Source organism: Sulfitobacter sp., from assembly GCF_036960155.1.
Taxonomy (GTDB): Bacteria; Pseudomonadota; Alphaproteobacteria; order Rhodobacterales; family Rhodobacteraceae; genus Sulfitobacter.
Genome location: NZ_JBALWB010000002.1, coordinates 44,320 through 60,415, shown reverse-complemented (window position 1 = coordinate 60,415; position 16,096 = coordinate 44,320). Strand labels below are relative to the sequence as shown.

General features: G+C 54.0%; 10 protein-coding genes. 5 read left to right on the top strand and 5 right to left on the bottom strand.

Annotated elements, in window-relative coordinates; all coding sequences use genetic code 11:
- Positions 1–48 precede the first annotated feature (48 nt).
- From V7775_RS06710 to V7775_RS06695, 4 genes are all read right to left on the bottom strand, one after another.
- Positions 49–1,227, bottom strand: a complete 1,179-nt coding sequence (locus tag V7775_RS06710) for an HlyD family type I secretion periplasmic adaptor subunit (protein ID WP_335751115.1) — start codon at positions 1,225–1,227, stop codon at positions 49–51.
- Positions 1,224–3,443, bottom strand: a complete 2,220-nt coding sequence (locus V7775_RS06705) for an ATP-binding cassette domain-containing protein (protein ID WP_335751114.1) — start codon at positions 3,441–3,443, stop codon at positions 1,224–1,226. The genes V7775_RS06710 and V7775_RS06705 overlap by 4 nt, the downstream gene beginning before the upstream one ends.
- Positions 3,440–4,732, bottom strand: a complete 1,293-nt coding sequence (locus tag V7775_RS06700; protein ID WP_335751113.1) for a TolC family protein — start codon at positions 4,730–4,732, stop codon at positions 3,440–3,442. The genes V7775_RS06705 and V7775_RS06700 overlap by 4 nt, the downstream gene beginning before the upstream one ends.
- 137 nt (positions 4,733–4,869) lie before the next feature.
- On the bottom strand, positions 4,870–8,064 hold the full coding sequence (locus V7775_RS06695; RefSeq protein WP_335751112.1) for an Ig-like domain-containing protein: 3,195 nt from the start codon (positions 8,062–8,064) through the stop codon (positions 4,870–4,872).
- Positions 8,065–8,394: 330 nt separating this feature from the next.
- Between V7775_RS06695 and V7775_RS06690 the strand changes: the two genes are divergently transcribed.
- From V7775_RS06690 to V7775_RS06670, 5 genes are all read left to right on the top strand, one after another.
- The gene (locus V7775_RS06690) at positions 8,395–10,392 is read left to right on the top strand and encodes a CocE/NonD family hydrolase (RefSeq protein ID WP_335751111.1); all 1,998 of its coding nucleotides are present in this window, start codon (positions 8,395–8,397) and stop codon (positions 10,390–10,392) included.
- Positions 10,393–10,513: 121 nt separating this feature from the next.
- Positions 10,514–12,121 carry an ABC transporter substrate-binding protein gene (locus tag V7775_RS06685; RefSeq protein ID WP_335751110.1) on the top strand — a complete coding sequence of 536 codons (1,608 nt, stop codon included), beginning with the start codon at positions 10,514–10,516 and terminating at the stop codon, positions 12,119–12,121.
- Positions 12,122–12,124: 3 nt separating this feature from the next.
- Complete coding sequence (locus V7775_RS06680) at positions 12,125–13,081, top strand: ABC transporter permease (protein WP_335751109.1); 957 nt, start codon at positions 12,125–12,127, stop codon at positions 13,079–13,081.
- Positions 13,078–13,893 (top strand): ABC transporter permease, encoded by an 816-nt coding sequence (locus V7775_RS06675; RefSeq protein ID WP_335751108.1) that lies wholly within the window; start codon positions 13,078–13,080, stop codon positions 13,891–13,893. Before V7775_RS06680 ends, V7775_RS06675 begins: the two co-directional genes overlap by 4 nt.
- On the top strand, positions 13,890–15,527 hold the full coding sequence (locus tag V7775_RS06670) for an ABC transporter ATP-binding protein (RefSeq protein ID WP_335751107.1): 1,638 nt from the start codon (positions 13,890–13,892) through the stop codon (positions 15,525–15,527). The genes V7775_RS06675 and V7775_RS06670 overlap by 4 nt, the downstream gene beginning before the upstream one ends.
- 19 nt (positions 15,528–15,546) lie before the next feature.
- Here the strand turns inward: V7775_RS06670 and V7775_RS06665 are convergent, their stop codons facing one another.
- A complete protein-coding gene (locus V7775_RS06665) occupies positions 15,547–16,041 on the bottom strand; it encodes a hypothetical protein (protein ID WP_335751106.1) in 495 nt (164 codons plus the stop codon).
- Positions 16,042–16,096 lie beyond the last annotated feature (55 nt).

Genomic DNA, 16,096 nt, shown 5'->3' with positions numbered 1-16,096 from the left:
CATTTAGTGCAACTAAAAACATGTCTTGCGCGTGAGCGCCCATTCAGATCACGGCTCGCGGAAGGCTTCTTTGGATTTATACAGCGGTTTAAGCAGATATTGCAGGACCGTCTTTGACCCTGTGTGCAGCTCAACGCTTGCCTGCATACCAGGGCGAATTTCCAACTCGGATTGGCGCGCAGTAAGATGCTCGGTGTCCACGGCCAGCGTGACTTTATAATGCGGGTCGCCATCAGGATCACGCGCACGGTCATCCTTGAACGTATCAGCCGAGATCAGCTTCACTTCGCCCTTTAGCGTGCCGTAAATTGTATAATCATACGCTGACAATTTCACAGTAGCAGCCTGCCCACGACGCACACCTGCAATATCCTCCGGCTTTACGCGCGCTTCAACAAACAGTTCTTCGTCCAATGGGATGATCTGAAGGATTTCTTCACCGGGGCGTACAACGCCGCCAATGGTTGTGACGCTCAGGTTATTCACAATACCCCGCATCGGGCTGCGCAGCAGTGTCCGATCCAACTGGTCAGTGCTTGCCTTCAAGTTTTGGCGCAACGTCGACAGTTCTCTTAGAACGTCTGAGTATTCCTGCGCGCGGTCCAACTCCGTGCTGGTAACAACGCTATCATATTTGATCCGCGCATCCGCAAAGGCTTTGCGGGCACGGGTCGCTTCAATCAACGAAACGATCTTGTTTTTCAGCAAACCATTCATCAAGTCACGCTCGCGCTGTGCCTCAACCAATACCCGCTTGGCACCATCCACAGAGGATACATAGTCAGATTGGCGCGCTTGTAACAAAGCCGCTTCTGACACCAACATATCCGGCGTGCGGTTGCTCCATTCATTTGGCACATCAAATGTATAATCACCGTCAATTTCGGCCTCAAGGCGCAGACGACGAATTTCAAAGGCGCTGATTTGATCTTGTAGATCATCAACCGAGGACTGGAATTGCGTGTTGTGCAACCGTGCCAAAATATCGCCAGCTGCAACGATGTCACCTTCACCAACGGCCAGTTCAGCAAGGATACCACCCTCAAGGTTTTGAATGATTTGCGGACGTGAGCTCGAGATCATTGATCCCTCGGCACGCACAATCTCATCAACCCATGCAAAGAACGCCCAGATCACAAACACCACAACGGCGCCAGCACTGAGCCACACAACCATTGAAGGGCCGCGCATTTGTTTTTCCATGTGATCGTCCATTGCATGACTCATGCTGCATCTCCTTTAACGGTTTTTAAATGGGCCATGACCTCATCACGAGGGCCATCAATGCTCATCCGACCGTTGCTCAGAATGATTGTGCGGGTTGTCAGCGATAGAATTGGCGCGCGGTGGGTTGCGATCACGGCTGTTCGGCCAGCCATCCATTTCTCAAGGCGCGCAACAAGTGCCTGCTCTAGCTTTTGGTCCAACGCAGCCGTCGGTTCATCAAGCAAACATATTTTTGGGTCTTGCAACCAAAGACGTGCCCACCCGATAGATTGGCGCTGCCCGATAGACAGGCCTGCGCCCGCATCAAGGATCTCAAGATCCAACCCTTTGGGGTGATTGCGTACAAACTCACCCAGCCCTGCAAACTCTAACGAGTCCATCAGGCGTTCGTCATCGCGTTCCAGCATTGTCAGGTTCAGGTTGTCACGCAGCGTGCCCGAGAACAGGCGTACGTCTTGGCCCAGATACCCAACCAACCGGCGCAGGTCGCGCGGCTCGATCTGGGTCATCTCGGTGCCGTCAATCAATACACGTCCCGTTGTCGGAGCATACAAGCCACTCAAAACCTTCAACAGCGAAGACTTACCCGAGCCATTCGCCCCAAGGATCGCAACACGTTGTCCCGCTAGGATGTTGATCCCTGGCAAGTCCAGTGTTGGTGCGCCCTCTTCAATGTAGCGGAAGGTCACATCGCGCAGTTCGAAATTGCCAGCAAGGTGATCACGACGCATATAATGACGCCCCTCGGTTGCGTCTTGTTCCGAGTTTGCAATGTGCTCAAGCCCATCAAGCGCCGATTTCACATTGCCCCACCGCGCCATTGTACCAGCCAACTGCGTTAGCGGTGCCAATGTGCGAGATGTCAAAATACCCGTCGCGATGATGGAACCCACGGTGAACTGTCCGGCAAACACCAGATAGGTCCCCATGATTACAGCAGACACATAAGTCGCTTGCTGAACGCCTTGGCTCCAGAATGTCAGAACCGACGCCAGCTTGCGTTGCTCTGAGGATTTTACAGCAGACAAGGTTGTCAGCTCAGACCAAAGCCGCTGAACACGGTCTTCACCGCGCTGGGTCTTGACCGTATCAAGTTCAAAGATTGCCTCGTGCAAAAGCCGTGAGGATTTTGCGGTCGCACCTTGGGTCTCTTGCGTCAGGCGGATCATCCGCTTTTGCATGAAGAAACCAGGCACAACCATCAGGATGCCACCAAAAACCAAAACCCAAACAACATTTCCCGCAATTGACGCCACCAGTGCGAGGAAAACAAAGATAAACGGAATGTCGGCAATGGTGCCGATGGTTGACGCGGTAAAGAACTCTCGAACCGACCCAAATTCACGCATGGAAGAAAACAGATCAGACGGTGCTTGGGGGCGTTTGTCACTGCGCATGCCAAGGATACGGTTCATCAACAATTCTAGAACCGAAAGCTCGATCTGGCGCCCTGCCCCATCCATCAGTTGCGCGCGTGCAACTTTGATGAAGGCTTCCATCAATAACGCAAGCGCGGCACCCGCGGCCAGAACCCAAAGCGTTGCCTCGGATTGGTGGGGAATAACACGGTCATAAACCTGCAAGGAAAACAACGCGACGGCCACAGCCAACAGGTTTGCCACAAACGAGCCAAGGGCGACTTCGCCCAATTGACGGCGGAAACGGCCAAACTGTCCCCAGAACCAATGTTTTGGTTTTTCTGCGGTTTTGTGAATCTCTGCGACTTTTTCGATCTGCATTTGCGCACGCAGCGTCAGGCCAGAAAAGAAAGGTACAAAATCAGCGGCAGGGACCTGCGCACGGTTGTCCGGGCACGTCACGTCGTACACAATCAGATCATCACGGTCGCGCCCCATCACCAACAACAACTGGCCTGAAGTCATGTAGACCAATGCCGGAAACGATTGTTCGTCCAGAGTTTTGCTGCGCAAAAGCTCGGCACTTAGGCCATTCCGGCGCAGCAATGTTGCAATGACTTGCGCCTCATCCTGTTCGCTTGCTTCTGGTTTCAGGCGCCGCGCCAGTGCGTCAGCCAAATCAGATTGCGAAACCTCAATACCCAATACGCTGGCGTATGTTGCGATCAACGCGCCCCGTGCGCGAAGACGGTCCTCAAAGCTGGAGGTGTTATCCGCCTTTGGCACCTCGACTGTGTCGTCCAGTTGCAACCGCGCAGAGTTTCCGTTCACGATCGTAAGAGTAAAGGGTTTGCTCATATTGCTGATCCATCCGCCAGAACGCCCAAAAGCTCGGCCATGGCCACGCGCAAACGGATCGCTTCGTATTTCAAAGTAACTTCAGATTCTTGCTGGAGTGCGTAGGTCTCATAAACGCCGACAACATCCATCACCTGACGTTGACCGCCATCGTACTGCGCCTGAAACAGATCAAGGTTCCGTTTCGCCTGTGCAGTTAGGCCAGCGGCCTCCGCTGCTTGGCGTTCTTTGGACGCGATTTGGCCCTCGTACTTGCGCAGTTGACGGTTAGTGTCTTCTACCGCTTGGGCCACACGACGGCCTGCAGCTTCTTTTGTGGCCTCAATGGCTTTCAGCCTGTCGCCCGTTCCAAGCCCAAGAAGGCTGTCGGTGCTCAGTTGAAGCCCGAATGTGCTGTCCTCACCTATGGTGCCGCCTGCGCTTAAGCCCGGCAGTTGGCCAGCGCGGTCAATCTTAGCAGCAGCGATGGCGCGGGTCTTTTCTGCTTCGGACTGGGTAACGCTAAGCGGCTGCGCTAATCCGGCACTTACGGGTAATGCAGGCGTCCCGCGCACATCCCCTAAATCGCCAACAGACATCGCATTTAGTTCAGAGATGGATGTGGTTGCGGTTTCGAGTGCGGCAGATTGGCGGGCTCGGATCTTAAGTAGTTTTTGGCGCAGAATATTGAGGTCTGAACTGTCTGAGACACCGCCTTCAACACGTTGCTGCATAATCCATTCAAAGTGGCCGATATCTTTTGCGTTCCGGCCTTCCAGAACGTGCATTTCGCGTGCTTCGGCTGCATCGATATACAGATCAAGCCCCGTACGGACCCGCTCATTGGTGTCCGTGGCCAGTGCCACGGCGGCAACTTCAACGTCGGCAATGGCGAATTCGCGTTCGCCCTTCTTGCGACCGTTGTCAAAAATCACCTGCTCAACAACCAAGTTGGCAACAATAGATCCGAGGGACGCCAGACTGACGCTTGGGCCAATCTGAGGCAGCCAATTTTTTGATGCGGCGCGTGCGCGAAGTTGCGCTGCGCGCAGGTCACTTTCGGCACTGCGCGAGTGTGCCGCCAACACTGCGGTCGCGACGTGGCCATACGCACTACCTGACGGCAACACGGATTTGCGGGCCTGCAGCCCCTGAATGATATCACTTTGCGCGTTTATCTTTTCAGCGTGGGTCGGTTTTACAGTCGCCGTATTGGACCCCGTGGCTTGCATCGCCACAACATCCGGCGCGCCTGCATTGCCACCTACATCTGATAAACACCCCGCCAACGCGAGCGCACTTGCGCACATCGCTGCCGTCTTTCGCCTACACTGCCCCATATCCTGCCCTTAACGTGCCGATATTGTTATATTTTATTCATATTTTTAGTGTGCCGGGTGCGGCGGTGGTTTGGCCCCGCCGCATCCGGTTTTTGTGTCTTGATCATTTAGATCGTGACAGGGATTTCCTGTTCGATCAGCAACGTACCCTCAGAACCAACTGCGTAGACATTGTATGTCTGGCCGTCGACGTCCTGCGTACCTTGCGCAACACCGCCCTGAATGGTCACTTGATCCTCGGCAGACCCGTGGATGGTCAGCGTGTTGCTTTCGGTGGACAGTGCCAACAGGCTTGCCTCATCGATAACAACGCTAGCCGCTTCGGCGAAGTCCAGATCGAGGTTTTCGATCTGGTAATCACCAAGTGCCATGTTCGTCAGATCAACAGAGTTTGTCGCCGCTTCATCATCCAGTACCAAATAGGTCCCGGACGTGTTGCCTGCGTCATCTGTTGAGCTCACGATCAACTGCGAACCGTTTGGAACATTTTCGTTGAAAACAAAGTCTGTTTCACCGCGCAGGGTGTTAAAGCCTTGCTGACCTGCAACCTCGGAAATGGACCCATCTTCCGCAACCTGAGAGACGCTTTGAACATCGCCAGCGGGCGAGCCATCTTCCATGACGGTCTCGATAGAGATGCCCCGGATACCATCACCAGCGCGGGTGAAGGATGCGATGACTGGGCCTTCTGGTGCAGCTGTATCGATGGACAATGTGTCCGTGATTACAGCTACGTTGCCAACGTGGTCAGTTGCTTCGACAGAGATGTCAGCCGCATAAGCGCCACTCCGCACTTCGCCTGCAGGTACAGTCAAAGACCAATTGCCCGACGCGTCGACGTTTGCAGTATAGGCTGTGCCGTCAAAGGTAACTTCAACAGTTGAACCCGCTTCGACAGAACCACCAAGATCAATGCCCGTTGCCGCTTCGGCAGCATTCACTACCTCATCAGCACCAGCAGAGTTAGTTGTCACTTCTAGTGGAACAACTTCGGTATCGACATCAACAGTTGCAGATGCAGTTGCGGTGTTACCCGCAGCGTCAGTAGCTGTTACGCCAACATCTGCAGTGTACGTACCGGTTTCCAGTTGCGTGCCATCAAATACCGCTGTCCAGTTGCCAGCAGCATCAATCACTGCATTTGCCGAAAGACCCTCAAGCGTCACAACAACCGATGTAGAACCAACCTCGGTTGATCCAGTAATCGTTACGTCGCCGTTTTGCTCGACTGCACTGATGATGTTGTCAACTGCGATATCGTCCACATTGACGCTCAGGTTATCGACACGAGTGTCAACTTCAACGCTATCAGATGCTTCACGGCTGTTGCCATAAGCGTCTGTAGTTGTTGCGGTGATTTCAGCAGTATAGACACCTGCAGCCACGTCGTTCGCTGAGAAGAATGCTTCCCAGTTTCCCGAACTGTCTGCAACCACGTTGTGGCTTACGCCTTCCATGGTCACGGTCACCACAGCACCTGCATCAGCAGTACCTGTGAGAACCACACCATCGCTGGCCTCGACTTCGTTTACAACATCGTCACCCTCAACTGGCGTGCTATCAATCGTCAGCACACCCGCGTCGGTATCGACCTGAACAGAAGTGGTCGCAGTATCAACGTTGCCAGCAGCGTCTGTCGCTGTAGCGGTCATCGTGGAGGTATATGTACCCGCCGTGATGGAACCCGCAGCAAATGTTGCTGTCCAGCTGCCGCTTGCAGAAACAACTGCAGTTGTCGTCACGCCGCCCAATTCAACCGTTACAGTTGAGCCTGGCTCGGTCATGCCGCTTACAGTCAGCGCTTCGCCCGCTTCTGCTGCGTTGATCACGCCATCTGCACCACCGGTGCTGGATGTAATTGAGAAATCGCGCACAAGTGTGTCGACCTCAAAAGTGCCCGATGTGCTGGCGGTGTTGCCAAATGTATCAGTTGATACAACTGAAACTGTGCCCGTATATTCGCCTGTCGCCAAATCGGTGGAGGAGAATGTGGTGGACCATGTGCCAGATTGCGTCGCTGTAACGGTTTGCGTTACGCCCGCTACTGTCACTTCCACTGAGGAACCAGCCTGCGCCGTACCTGTAAAGGATACGCCGTCTGCGTGCTCAACACCGTTGATAGTGCCATCGCCGCCAACTGTAGTTGTATCCACAGTAACGGTTGTGACCGTATCTACGACCAGTGTTTCGGTGTAACTGCGCGAGTTACCAAATGTGTCTGTCGTCACAGCCGAGATTTGAGCCGTGTATTCACCAGCAACCAGCGTGCCTGAATCCCAAGTAACGGTCCAAGTACCAGCCTCGGTGATTACCGTGGACTGTGTAATACCAGCGATCGTGACGTCCAGCGTCGCGCCCGCTTCGCCCGTACCGGACAAAGACACACCATCAACAAAGCTAACTTCATTAAAGAAGTCACCAGTGGATTCTGTACCCTCGGTAAACACGATTTCAGGTGCGATTGTATCGATCTCGAAAGAAGGACCATCCAGCTCAGTTGTAGAGCCCGTTGGATCCGTGAAAACCACTTCGGAGTCATAAACACCGTCTTCAGGGAAATCTTCGCCCTCAAACACAGCTTCAAAGTTACCGTCGTCGTCGATTACCGTTTCTACGGTCTCATCGCCAACTGTAACAGTCACGGTATCACCCGGCTCACCGCCACCAGTGATCGTCAGAACTTCTTCGCCGTCATCACCACCAATGGTGACGTTCGCGTCGTCATCATTTACATAGGGTGTAGCAGGGCCGCTGCCATCATCATCACCACCGCCGCCAGCAACACCAGCAACAACAGCTGCGGCACCAACACCAGCAGCGATTGCAGCGCCGCCACCAAATAAACCAGTACCACCCAAAAGAGCGGCGCCAAGCATGGAGACGTCTTCATCACCCGTGGCCAATGGAACACCAGCTAATTCTGAATTCCCAAGAAAGATCAGCTCGTCTGACGGGCTCCACTTGCCCCATTCAGCTGTAGGACCGTACTGTGCGTACAAGTTGCCCTGACCGGAATCCACAAAGCTTACCTCATTGAGGTAACCATCCGCAGATACGAACAGGCGGTTTGCCGTGCCGTTGTCATTGAAAAAGTTGTCAATTGTGATCGTACGTCCATCAGCAAGCGTAATAACAAGCTGATCCCCCGAGCGCACTTGGCTCGCAAAGTCGGATTGACGCGCATTAATGGAAATTTCTTGGCCAGCACCGGCCACAATCACTTGGTTGGTTGCATCCGCGGATATTGTACCGCGCTGCATGCCGCCCGCACTTCCGCGAACGACGAAATCAATCGCATTCATAGTCTATACCACTCTACTCGAAAGCCCCTGCGTTCTGCAGATCGCTTAACTTCAATATTTTTTGTTTTGCTGCTACCCGGCCCGTTCGAGCGTGCCGTGATTTCACCTTTATTGCGTCACAATATTCACATGAATTACTAAAATCCAGTGTTTTATTATCAAAATTTCCCCGCAGATTCAAATATGTGCGCCTTACGCAACAGACACACGTAAAAAGTGCATCGCACCTCTAGAGGTCTAAAACAAGTAACTGATTCCTATTCAATACCTTACCCTCAATTATTAACTTATCACGTTGACATATCGGCCACGCAAACAGACCCTAGGCGCATGGTACACAACAACAACGCCTTGCGCGCCCTGACCGAAGAAGCCGACCACCCCGTAATTATGTCGGACGGGACACGCCTATCCGCGCGTCTTTGGCGTCCTACGGACGCTGCTGATGATCCGGTTCCCCTTATATTGGAATTTCTCCCCTACCGTAAACGTGACGGCACCTGCGCGCGCGATGCGCTGACCCACCCCTATTTCGCAGAACGCGGCTATGCCTGTGCGCGGGTAGACATGCGTGGCAATGGCGACAGTCACGGCTTAATGGAAGACGAATACACCGCCCAGGAACTTGCGGATGCCGTCGAAGTGATCCAATGGGCGGCCCAACAACCATGGTGTAACGGCAATGTGGGAATGATGGGCATCAGCTGGGGTGGGTTCAATTCACTTCAGGTAGCAGCCCTTGCACCGGACGCCCTAAAGGCCATCATCACACTTTGTTCCACAGTGGACCGTTTTGCGGACGACATTCATTATAAGGGCGGCTGCCTACTGAACGAGAATCTTGGCTGGGGCGCCACCATGTGGAGTTACTCTAGCGTCGCACCAGACCCTGCCTTGCGCGAAGACTGGCGCGAGATGTGGCTTGAACGGTTAGAAAACGAACCCTTCCTGCCATCGGTCTGGCTTCGCCATCAACGCCGCGACGCATACTGGGAACATGGTTCGGTCTGCGAAGACTACTCAAAACTAAAAGTAAAAGTGTTGGCGGTTGGCGGTTGGGGCGATGCCTATAAAAACGCCGTGCCGCAGTTGGTCGAAGCACTAGATGGTGCAAAAGGTATTGTTGGTCCATGGGTTCACAAATACCCACATTTCGCGGCCCCCGAGCCGCGCATCGGTTTTTTACAAGAAGCCTTGCGATGGTGGGATCACTGGCTCAAGGGAATTGATACAGGCGTCGAGGCTGATCCAGACTACCGCGCCTATCTGATGGACGGCGTGCGCCCCAAAGCTTGGTACACTGAACGGCCCGGACGCTGGATCGCCGAAAAGAACGGGGCCACAACCCACCTCCCCGTCCAAACATTGCACCTTGGTACAGAAGGCACGTTAGGGGATGCCCCACAGGCGATGGACGCAGACGTAACATCGCCTGCGCATTGCGGCGCAGCGGCTGGTGAATATTGCGCGATCTGGCTTGGCCCTGAAATGCCCGGCGATCAGCGCGGCGATGATGCGCTCTCAAGAACGTTCACATCCGCTCCCCTGGACGCAGATATGGATTTGGTTGGCGCACCGCGCCTTAGGTTGAAATTATCAAGCGACAAACCTCAAGCTCAGATCGCTGTACGCCTCAACCACATTCACCCCGACGGGGCGGCAACCCGCATCACATACGGCGTCCTAAACCTGTCTCACAGAACCAGCGCAGCAGAGCCGACATCAATGCCGCAAAATGCAAGCGAAGACATAACGCTAGATCTCGATCAAATCGCGTATCGCATCCCTGCTGGCCACCGCATTCGCGTTTCCATTTCGACGGCCTATTGGCCCCTGATCTGGCCCGCCCCTGAGGCTGCCCAACTGAACATCACCCAAGGCAGCATTGCCTTGCCCCAGCGCCCAACCCAAGGCGGCGACGAAGTGAGTTTTCTTGCCCCTGAGGCCGCAGAGCCTTGGAATATTGAGGGAATTCGCCCCGGCAACCACATCCGTCGACATGAGATCGACATGGTAACAGGCATCCAAAGCCTTGTTATCGAAGATGACTTTGGCGAGTTGCGTGATGTTGATCACGGACTAATCAAAGGCGGCATTGCGCGCGAGCGCTGGGACATCCATCCAGATGATCCACTATCAGCGCGCGGGGAATGTGACTGGGAATCCAAATTGGTGAGGGACGATATTGTGCTGCGCACCCGCACACAGTGCACCATGAAATCGGACGCCACAAACTTTCACCTCACCGCCAAGATCGAAGCGTGGGAGAACGACACGCTCGTTTACACACGAGAGGAAAGTGACACCATTCCACGCGACCACATGTAACCCCATGATGTAAAATCAAGGGATTAAACCTTGCGAGTCGGTTGCAAATGCGTAACCCTACCGCATCAATCAAAATGAGCGCGCGCAAAAGACGTGCGATTCCAAATGGGAGACCACCACTATGACAGACCAACTCCAACAGCTAAGTGCAGCCGTCACCGAGGGTCTGATGACCCGCCGTGAGTTCGTTGCACGCGCTGCAGCACTCGGTGTGACAGCAGCAGTTGCCAACTCAATGCTTGCATCTACAGCCAAGGCCGACGGCCATGCTAAACCTGTTGCAGGCGGCACATTCCGCATGGGTGTTTCCGGCGGCGAAAGCACAAACACTCAAGATCCAGCTGGCTGGGCATCCGATGTGCCACTGGCAACTGGCTTCTTCTGGGGTGAGCCTCTGGTAGAACTGGGCGAAGACGGCGTCCTGCGCGGTCTGGTTGCCGAAAGCTGGGAAGGTTCCGCAGACGCCTCCAAATGGACATTTACTGTTCGTCAGGGCTGCACGTTCTCTAACGGCGCACAGGTAACAGCCGATGACGTTTTGAAAACGATGGAACGCCACTCCAACGAAGATTCAAAGTCTGGTGCGCTGGGTATCATGAAAGGCATCGTTGCGATGTCCGTGGACGGCAACAACTTCACATGTGAACTTGAAACAGGCAACGCCGACCTACCATTCCTGATGGCCGACTATCACCTGATCATTCAGCCCGGCGGCGGCTTTGACGATCCAACGGCGGCAATCGGTACCGGCGCATATGTCATGGAAGACTTTGAGCCGGGTGTACGCGCAACTGCGACACGTCGCGCTGATTATTGGGGCGGTTCCCAAGAAGAAGTGGCCCACTACGACAGAGTAGAACTTATCGTTCTGAACGATGCAACTGCCCGTACTGCTGCTTTGCAATCTGGTCAAGTTGACGCAATCAACCGCGTTGAGCCAAAGATCGCAAAACTACTGGACCGTTCACCAAACCTCACTGTGAAAAACGTTTCCGGCCGTGGCCACTATGTGTTCATCGCGCATGTGGATACCGCACCGCTGGACAACAATGACCTGCGTCTGGCACTGAAGTACGCAATCAACCGTCAAGAGCTGGTTGACAAAATCCTTCAGGGTTACGGCGGCATCGGTAACGACATGCCAATCAACGCAGCCTACCCCCTGTTTGATGACACAATCCCACAGCGTGAATTCTCACTTGAGAAAGCGGCCGAGCACTATAAGAAGTCCGGTCACGATGGCAGCCCGATTGTTCTGCGCGTTGCAGACGGTGCCTTCCCTGGTGCGGTTGATGCAGCAGCGTTGTTCCAGCAGTCCGCGCAAGCAGCTGGTATTCCACTGGAAATCAAACGTGAGCCAAACGATGGTTACTGGTCAGAAGTATGGAACGTTCAACCGTTCTGCGCATCTTACTGGGGTGGCCGTCCGGTTCAGGACCAAATGTACGCAACTGCGTATCTGTCCACAGCCGATTGGAACGACACCCGTTGGAAGCGCGAAGATTTCGACGCGATGCTTCTGGAAGCACGCGCCGAACTGGACGAAGGCAAGCGCAAGGAAATCTATTCCAAGATGGGCCGCATGTTGAACGAAGAAGGCGGTGTAATCCTGCCAATGTTCAACGACTTCGTTGATGCGATCTCCAACGATGTTCAGGGCTTTGTGGGCAACCCAAGTGGGCCACAAATGTACTGGAAGACCTTCAAGTACACATGGAAGACGGCATAACCCGTGCATCCCATTATCATATTGGTTGTCCAGCGCTTAGCGCTGGGCATCCTACTGCTCTTCGCCGCGTCCATCCTCATATTTGCAGGCACTACGATGTTGCCGGGCGATGTGGCGCAACAAATTCTCGGACAGGGCGCGACCCCCGAAAACCTTGCAAACCTACGTGCTGAACTTGGACTAAACGATCCCCCAGTCTCCCGCTATTTTAGCTGGTTGGGCGGTGTCTTGCAGGGAGACCTCGGCACAGCGCTAACCAACGGCCGCGACATTGCCGACAGCATCGGCGGACGTCTCAAGAACACCATGTTTCTCGCATTCTGGGCCGCCGTTATATCAGTACCCCTTGCTATCTTCCTTGGACTGCTGGCCGTACGTTACAAAGACAAATTCCCAGACAAACTGATCTCGGCCGTGACCCTCACGACCATCTCGATCCCGGAATTTATGATCGGCTATATCCTAGTATATTGGTTGGCGATCAAACTCCGCTGGTTCCCCTCCGTAGCAATCATGAACGATTCAATGAGCCTGGGTGAGAAGCTGAACGCAATTGCGATCCCTGTGATGGTTCTGACATTGGTTGTGTTGGCGCATATGATGCGTATGACACGCGCTGCGATCCTCAATGTGATGCAGTCGGCCTATATCGAAACTGCCGAGCTTAAGGGTCTGCGCATGCTGACGGTTATCCGCAAACATGCATTTCCTAACGCAGTCGCGCCTATCGTGAACGTCGTTATGATCAACATGGCCTATCTGGTTGTTGGTGTTGTGGTTGTTGAGGTGGTCTTTGCCTATCCTGGCATGGGACAGTACCTAGTTGACCACGTAAGCAAACGTGACGTGCCTGTTGTACAAGCCTGTGGCCTGATTTTCGCCGCCGTCTACATCGGCCTTAACCTGATTGCAGATATCGTTTCTATTCTGACCAATCCGCGCCTGAGGCATCCAAAATGATCCGTATACCTCCCGCCGCTTTGATCGGCTTGTTCTTCACCTCTGTGTTCTTCTTTTGCGCAATCTTTGCTCCCTTCATCGCTCCCTACGGCATGGCCGAAGTGGTTGGTGATGTCTGGGAGCCTTCATCCTCTGAGTTCCTGCTTGGAACAGACAGCATTGGACGTGATCTGCTAAGTCGCATGATCTGGGGCGGCCGCACGACGATCTTTATCGCCACTGCCGCAACCATCCTAAGCTTTGCCACTGGCGCCACGTTAGGCTTTTTTGCTGCCGTGTCCGGTGGCTGGGTAGATCAGGCGCTTAGCCGCTTTATTGATTTGATCATGTCTATCCCATCCTTGATCTTTGCCTTGGTGGTTTTGTCGGTTCTTCCAACAACCATCTTCACTTTGATCATTCTCATGGGTCTGCTCGATAGCACACGGGTATTCCGTCTAGCACGTGCTGTTGCAGTGGATATCACTGTCATGGACTACGTCGAAGCAGCCCGTCTGCGCGGCGAGAAAATTGGCTGGATCATCTTTCGTGAAACACTGCCAAACGCACTCTCGCCTCTGATTGCCGAGATGGGCTTGCGGTTTATCTTTATGGTCCTCTTCGTGTCCACACTGTCCTTCCTTGGCCTTGGCGTACAACCTCCACAGGCTGATTGGGGTGGCATCGTGAAAGAGAACAAAGAAGGCATCAACTATGGCATCCAAGCAGCACTATACCCTGCCTACGCCATTGCGACGCTTTGCATCTCGATCAACCTCATCGCTGACTGGATCCTGTCACGTACCACATCACTGAAAGGCGGCCGGGGATGACCGAACCACTGCTAAAAGTACGCGGCTTAAAAATCGGCGCGACCATCTATCCACCCGGTGAAAAGTCTCGCGACATCGAGATTGTGCACGGTGTGGATTTCGATCTGGAAGCTGGCAAAGTGCTAGGCCTTATCGGTGAATCCGGTGCGGGTAAGTCAACCATCGGCCTTGCGGCCATGGCCTACGGGCGTGGCGGTGTTGAGCTGACTGGTGGCGAGGTTTGGGTGAACGGGCGCGACGTGCTTCAATCCAACATGAGCGACAAACGTCGCTTGCGCGGCGCTGAGGTCACTTATGTGTCTCAATCCGCCGCAGCATCCTTCAACCCTGCCAAGCGGATCATGGAACAAGTCACCGAGGCTGCAATTTTCCAAGGTAAATTCTCCAAGAAAGATGCCGAAGAACGTGCTGTTGCACTATTTGGAAAGCTGGGATTGCCCGATCCGGAAAACATCGGCTCTCGCTATCCACACCAAGTATCCGGTGGCCAGCTTCAGCGTTGCATGACTGCGCTTGCGCTGTGTCCAGAACCTGATTTGGTGGTCTTTGACGAGCCTACTACTGCGCTTGATGTGACGACCCAAATCGACGTGCTGAAGGCGATCAAAGATGCGATCCGTGATACGGGCGTTGCTGCGCTTTATATCACGCACGACCTAGCGGTTGTGGCGCAAGTCAGCGATCACATCATGGTTCTGCAACAAGGCGAGATGGTAGAATACGGTACAACCGATCAGATCATCAACAACCCTGCGGAGGAATACACGCAGGCACTGGTGTCGGTTCGCTCGATCAAACACATCGAGAAAGAACCATCAGATGCACCGATCCTTAAGGTTGAAGGGATTACAGCACGCTACAAAGGCACAGACTTTGACGTTCTCAAAGACATCAATGTTGAAATCCATCCGGGTCAAACATTGGCTGTTGTGGGTGAAAGTGGGTCAGGCAAATCAACACTTGCACGTGTGATCACGGGGCTGCTGCCCCCTAGCAAGGGCAAGATCACATTCGATAATCGCACCCTCACACCAGACCTCGCTACAAGGCCACTGGATGATCTGCGTGAGTTGCAGATGATCTACCAGATGGCGGACACCGCGATGAACCCGCGTCAGACCGTTGGCACCATTATCGGTCGCCCGCTTGAGTTTTACTTTGGCCTCAAGGGCAAAGAAAAACAGGCCCGCATTCAGGAATTACTGGATGAGATCGAAATGGGTGAAGGTTTCCAAGACCGCTACCCTGCAGAACTGTCAGGTGGCCAAAAGCAACGTGTGTGTATCGCACGCGCACTGGCAGCCAAGCCCAAGCTGATCATCTGCGATGAGGTCACCTCAGCGCTTGATCCGCTGGTTGCTGACGGCATTCTCAAGCTGTTGTTGCGTCTGCAAAAGGCCGACGATGTGGCCTATCTGTTCATCACCCACGATCTGGCAACGGTGAAAGCCATCGCTGACAGTATCGCAGTGATGTTTCAGGGTAAGGTTGTGCGCTACGGACCGAAATCCCAAGTGCTTGCACCACCCTTTGATGACTACACCGACCTGTTGCTCAGCTCCGTTCCAGAGATGAAGCTGGGTTGGCTCGAAGAAGTCATCGACAGCCGTAAAATGGAAAGTGCGGGCAACTAATGCCCCGCTGGCGCGCCCGTTAGCGGGCGTGCCTTTCAAAAATGGGCTCCAGCTCATCGCGGGTCCGGCTTCCCGTTAAGGTCTGCACACGCTTCCCATCAGCATCAAACAGCAAAAGCGTAACATGGGGTACACTGTGCCGCTGCGCAAATACCGCTCCTTCTGTCTGGGTGATATCCGCAATTAGATAGACTGGCGGTTCACCCTTCAATTTACCCAATGCCTTACGCGTCTCGCGCTGCAACGCATTGCAAATCGGGCATTGCGGGTCATGGATTTGCACAATGCTAGGCCTGCCCTTCCCGATCTGGCTTAGGTCTCGCTCATCCATAGAACGGTTGAACGAATTGACGGCCCACGCACCTCCGCCCCCCAACACACCTACGCCAAGGGCGCCCATGCCAATCCACCCTAGAACAGTACGCCGTGACGGCGGTACGTTTTCTGCGGCTAGGCTTGTCACCTTGGCCGATTGTGCCTTTTTGCGTTTATTGTTTTTTGACGTGCGGGCCATGGGGTGTCTCCGAATATCCGTTACTCGGATACAGTTACTGCAAAATCAGTGCCTG

Coding starts and splice junctions, on each gene's coding strand:
- V7775_RS06710 (WP_335751115.1), bottom strand. CDS start 1,227: ATGAGTCATGCAATGGACGATCACATGGAAAAACAAATGCGCGGCCCT.
- V7775_RS06705 (WP_335751114.1), bottom strand. CDS start 3,443: ATGAGCAAACCCTTTACTCTTACGATCGTGAACGGAAACTCTGCGCGG.
- V7775_RS06700 (WP_335751113.1), bottom strand. CDS start 4,732: ATGTGCGCAAGTGCGCTCGCGTTGGCGGGGTGTTTATCAGATGTAGGT.
- V7775_RS06695 (WP_335751112.1), bottom strand. CDS start 8,064: ATGAATGCGATTGATTTCGTCGTTCGCGGAAGTGCGGGCGGCATGCAG.
- V7775_RS06690 (WP_335751111.1), top strand. CDS start 8,395: ATGGTACACAACAACAACGCCTTGCGCGCCCTGACCGAAGAAGCCGAC.
- V7775_RS06685 (WP_335751110.1), top strand. CDS start 10,514: ATGACAGACCAACTCCAACAGCTAAGTGCAGCCGTCACCGAGGGTCTG.
- V7775_RS06675 (WP_335751108.1), top strand. CDS start 13,078: ATGATCCGTATACCTCCCGCCGCTTTGATCGGCTTGTTCTTCACCTCT.
- V7775_RS06670 (WP_335751107.1), top strand. CDS start 13,890: ATGACCGAACCACTGCTAAAAGTACGCGGCTTAAAAATCGGCGCGACC.
- V7775_RS06665 (WP_335751106.1), bottom strand. CDS start 16,041: ATGGCCCGCACGTCAAAAAACAATAAACGCAAAAAGGCACAATCGGCC.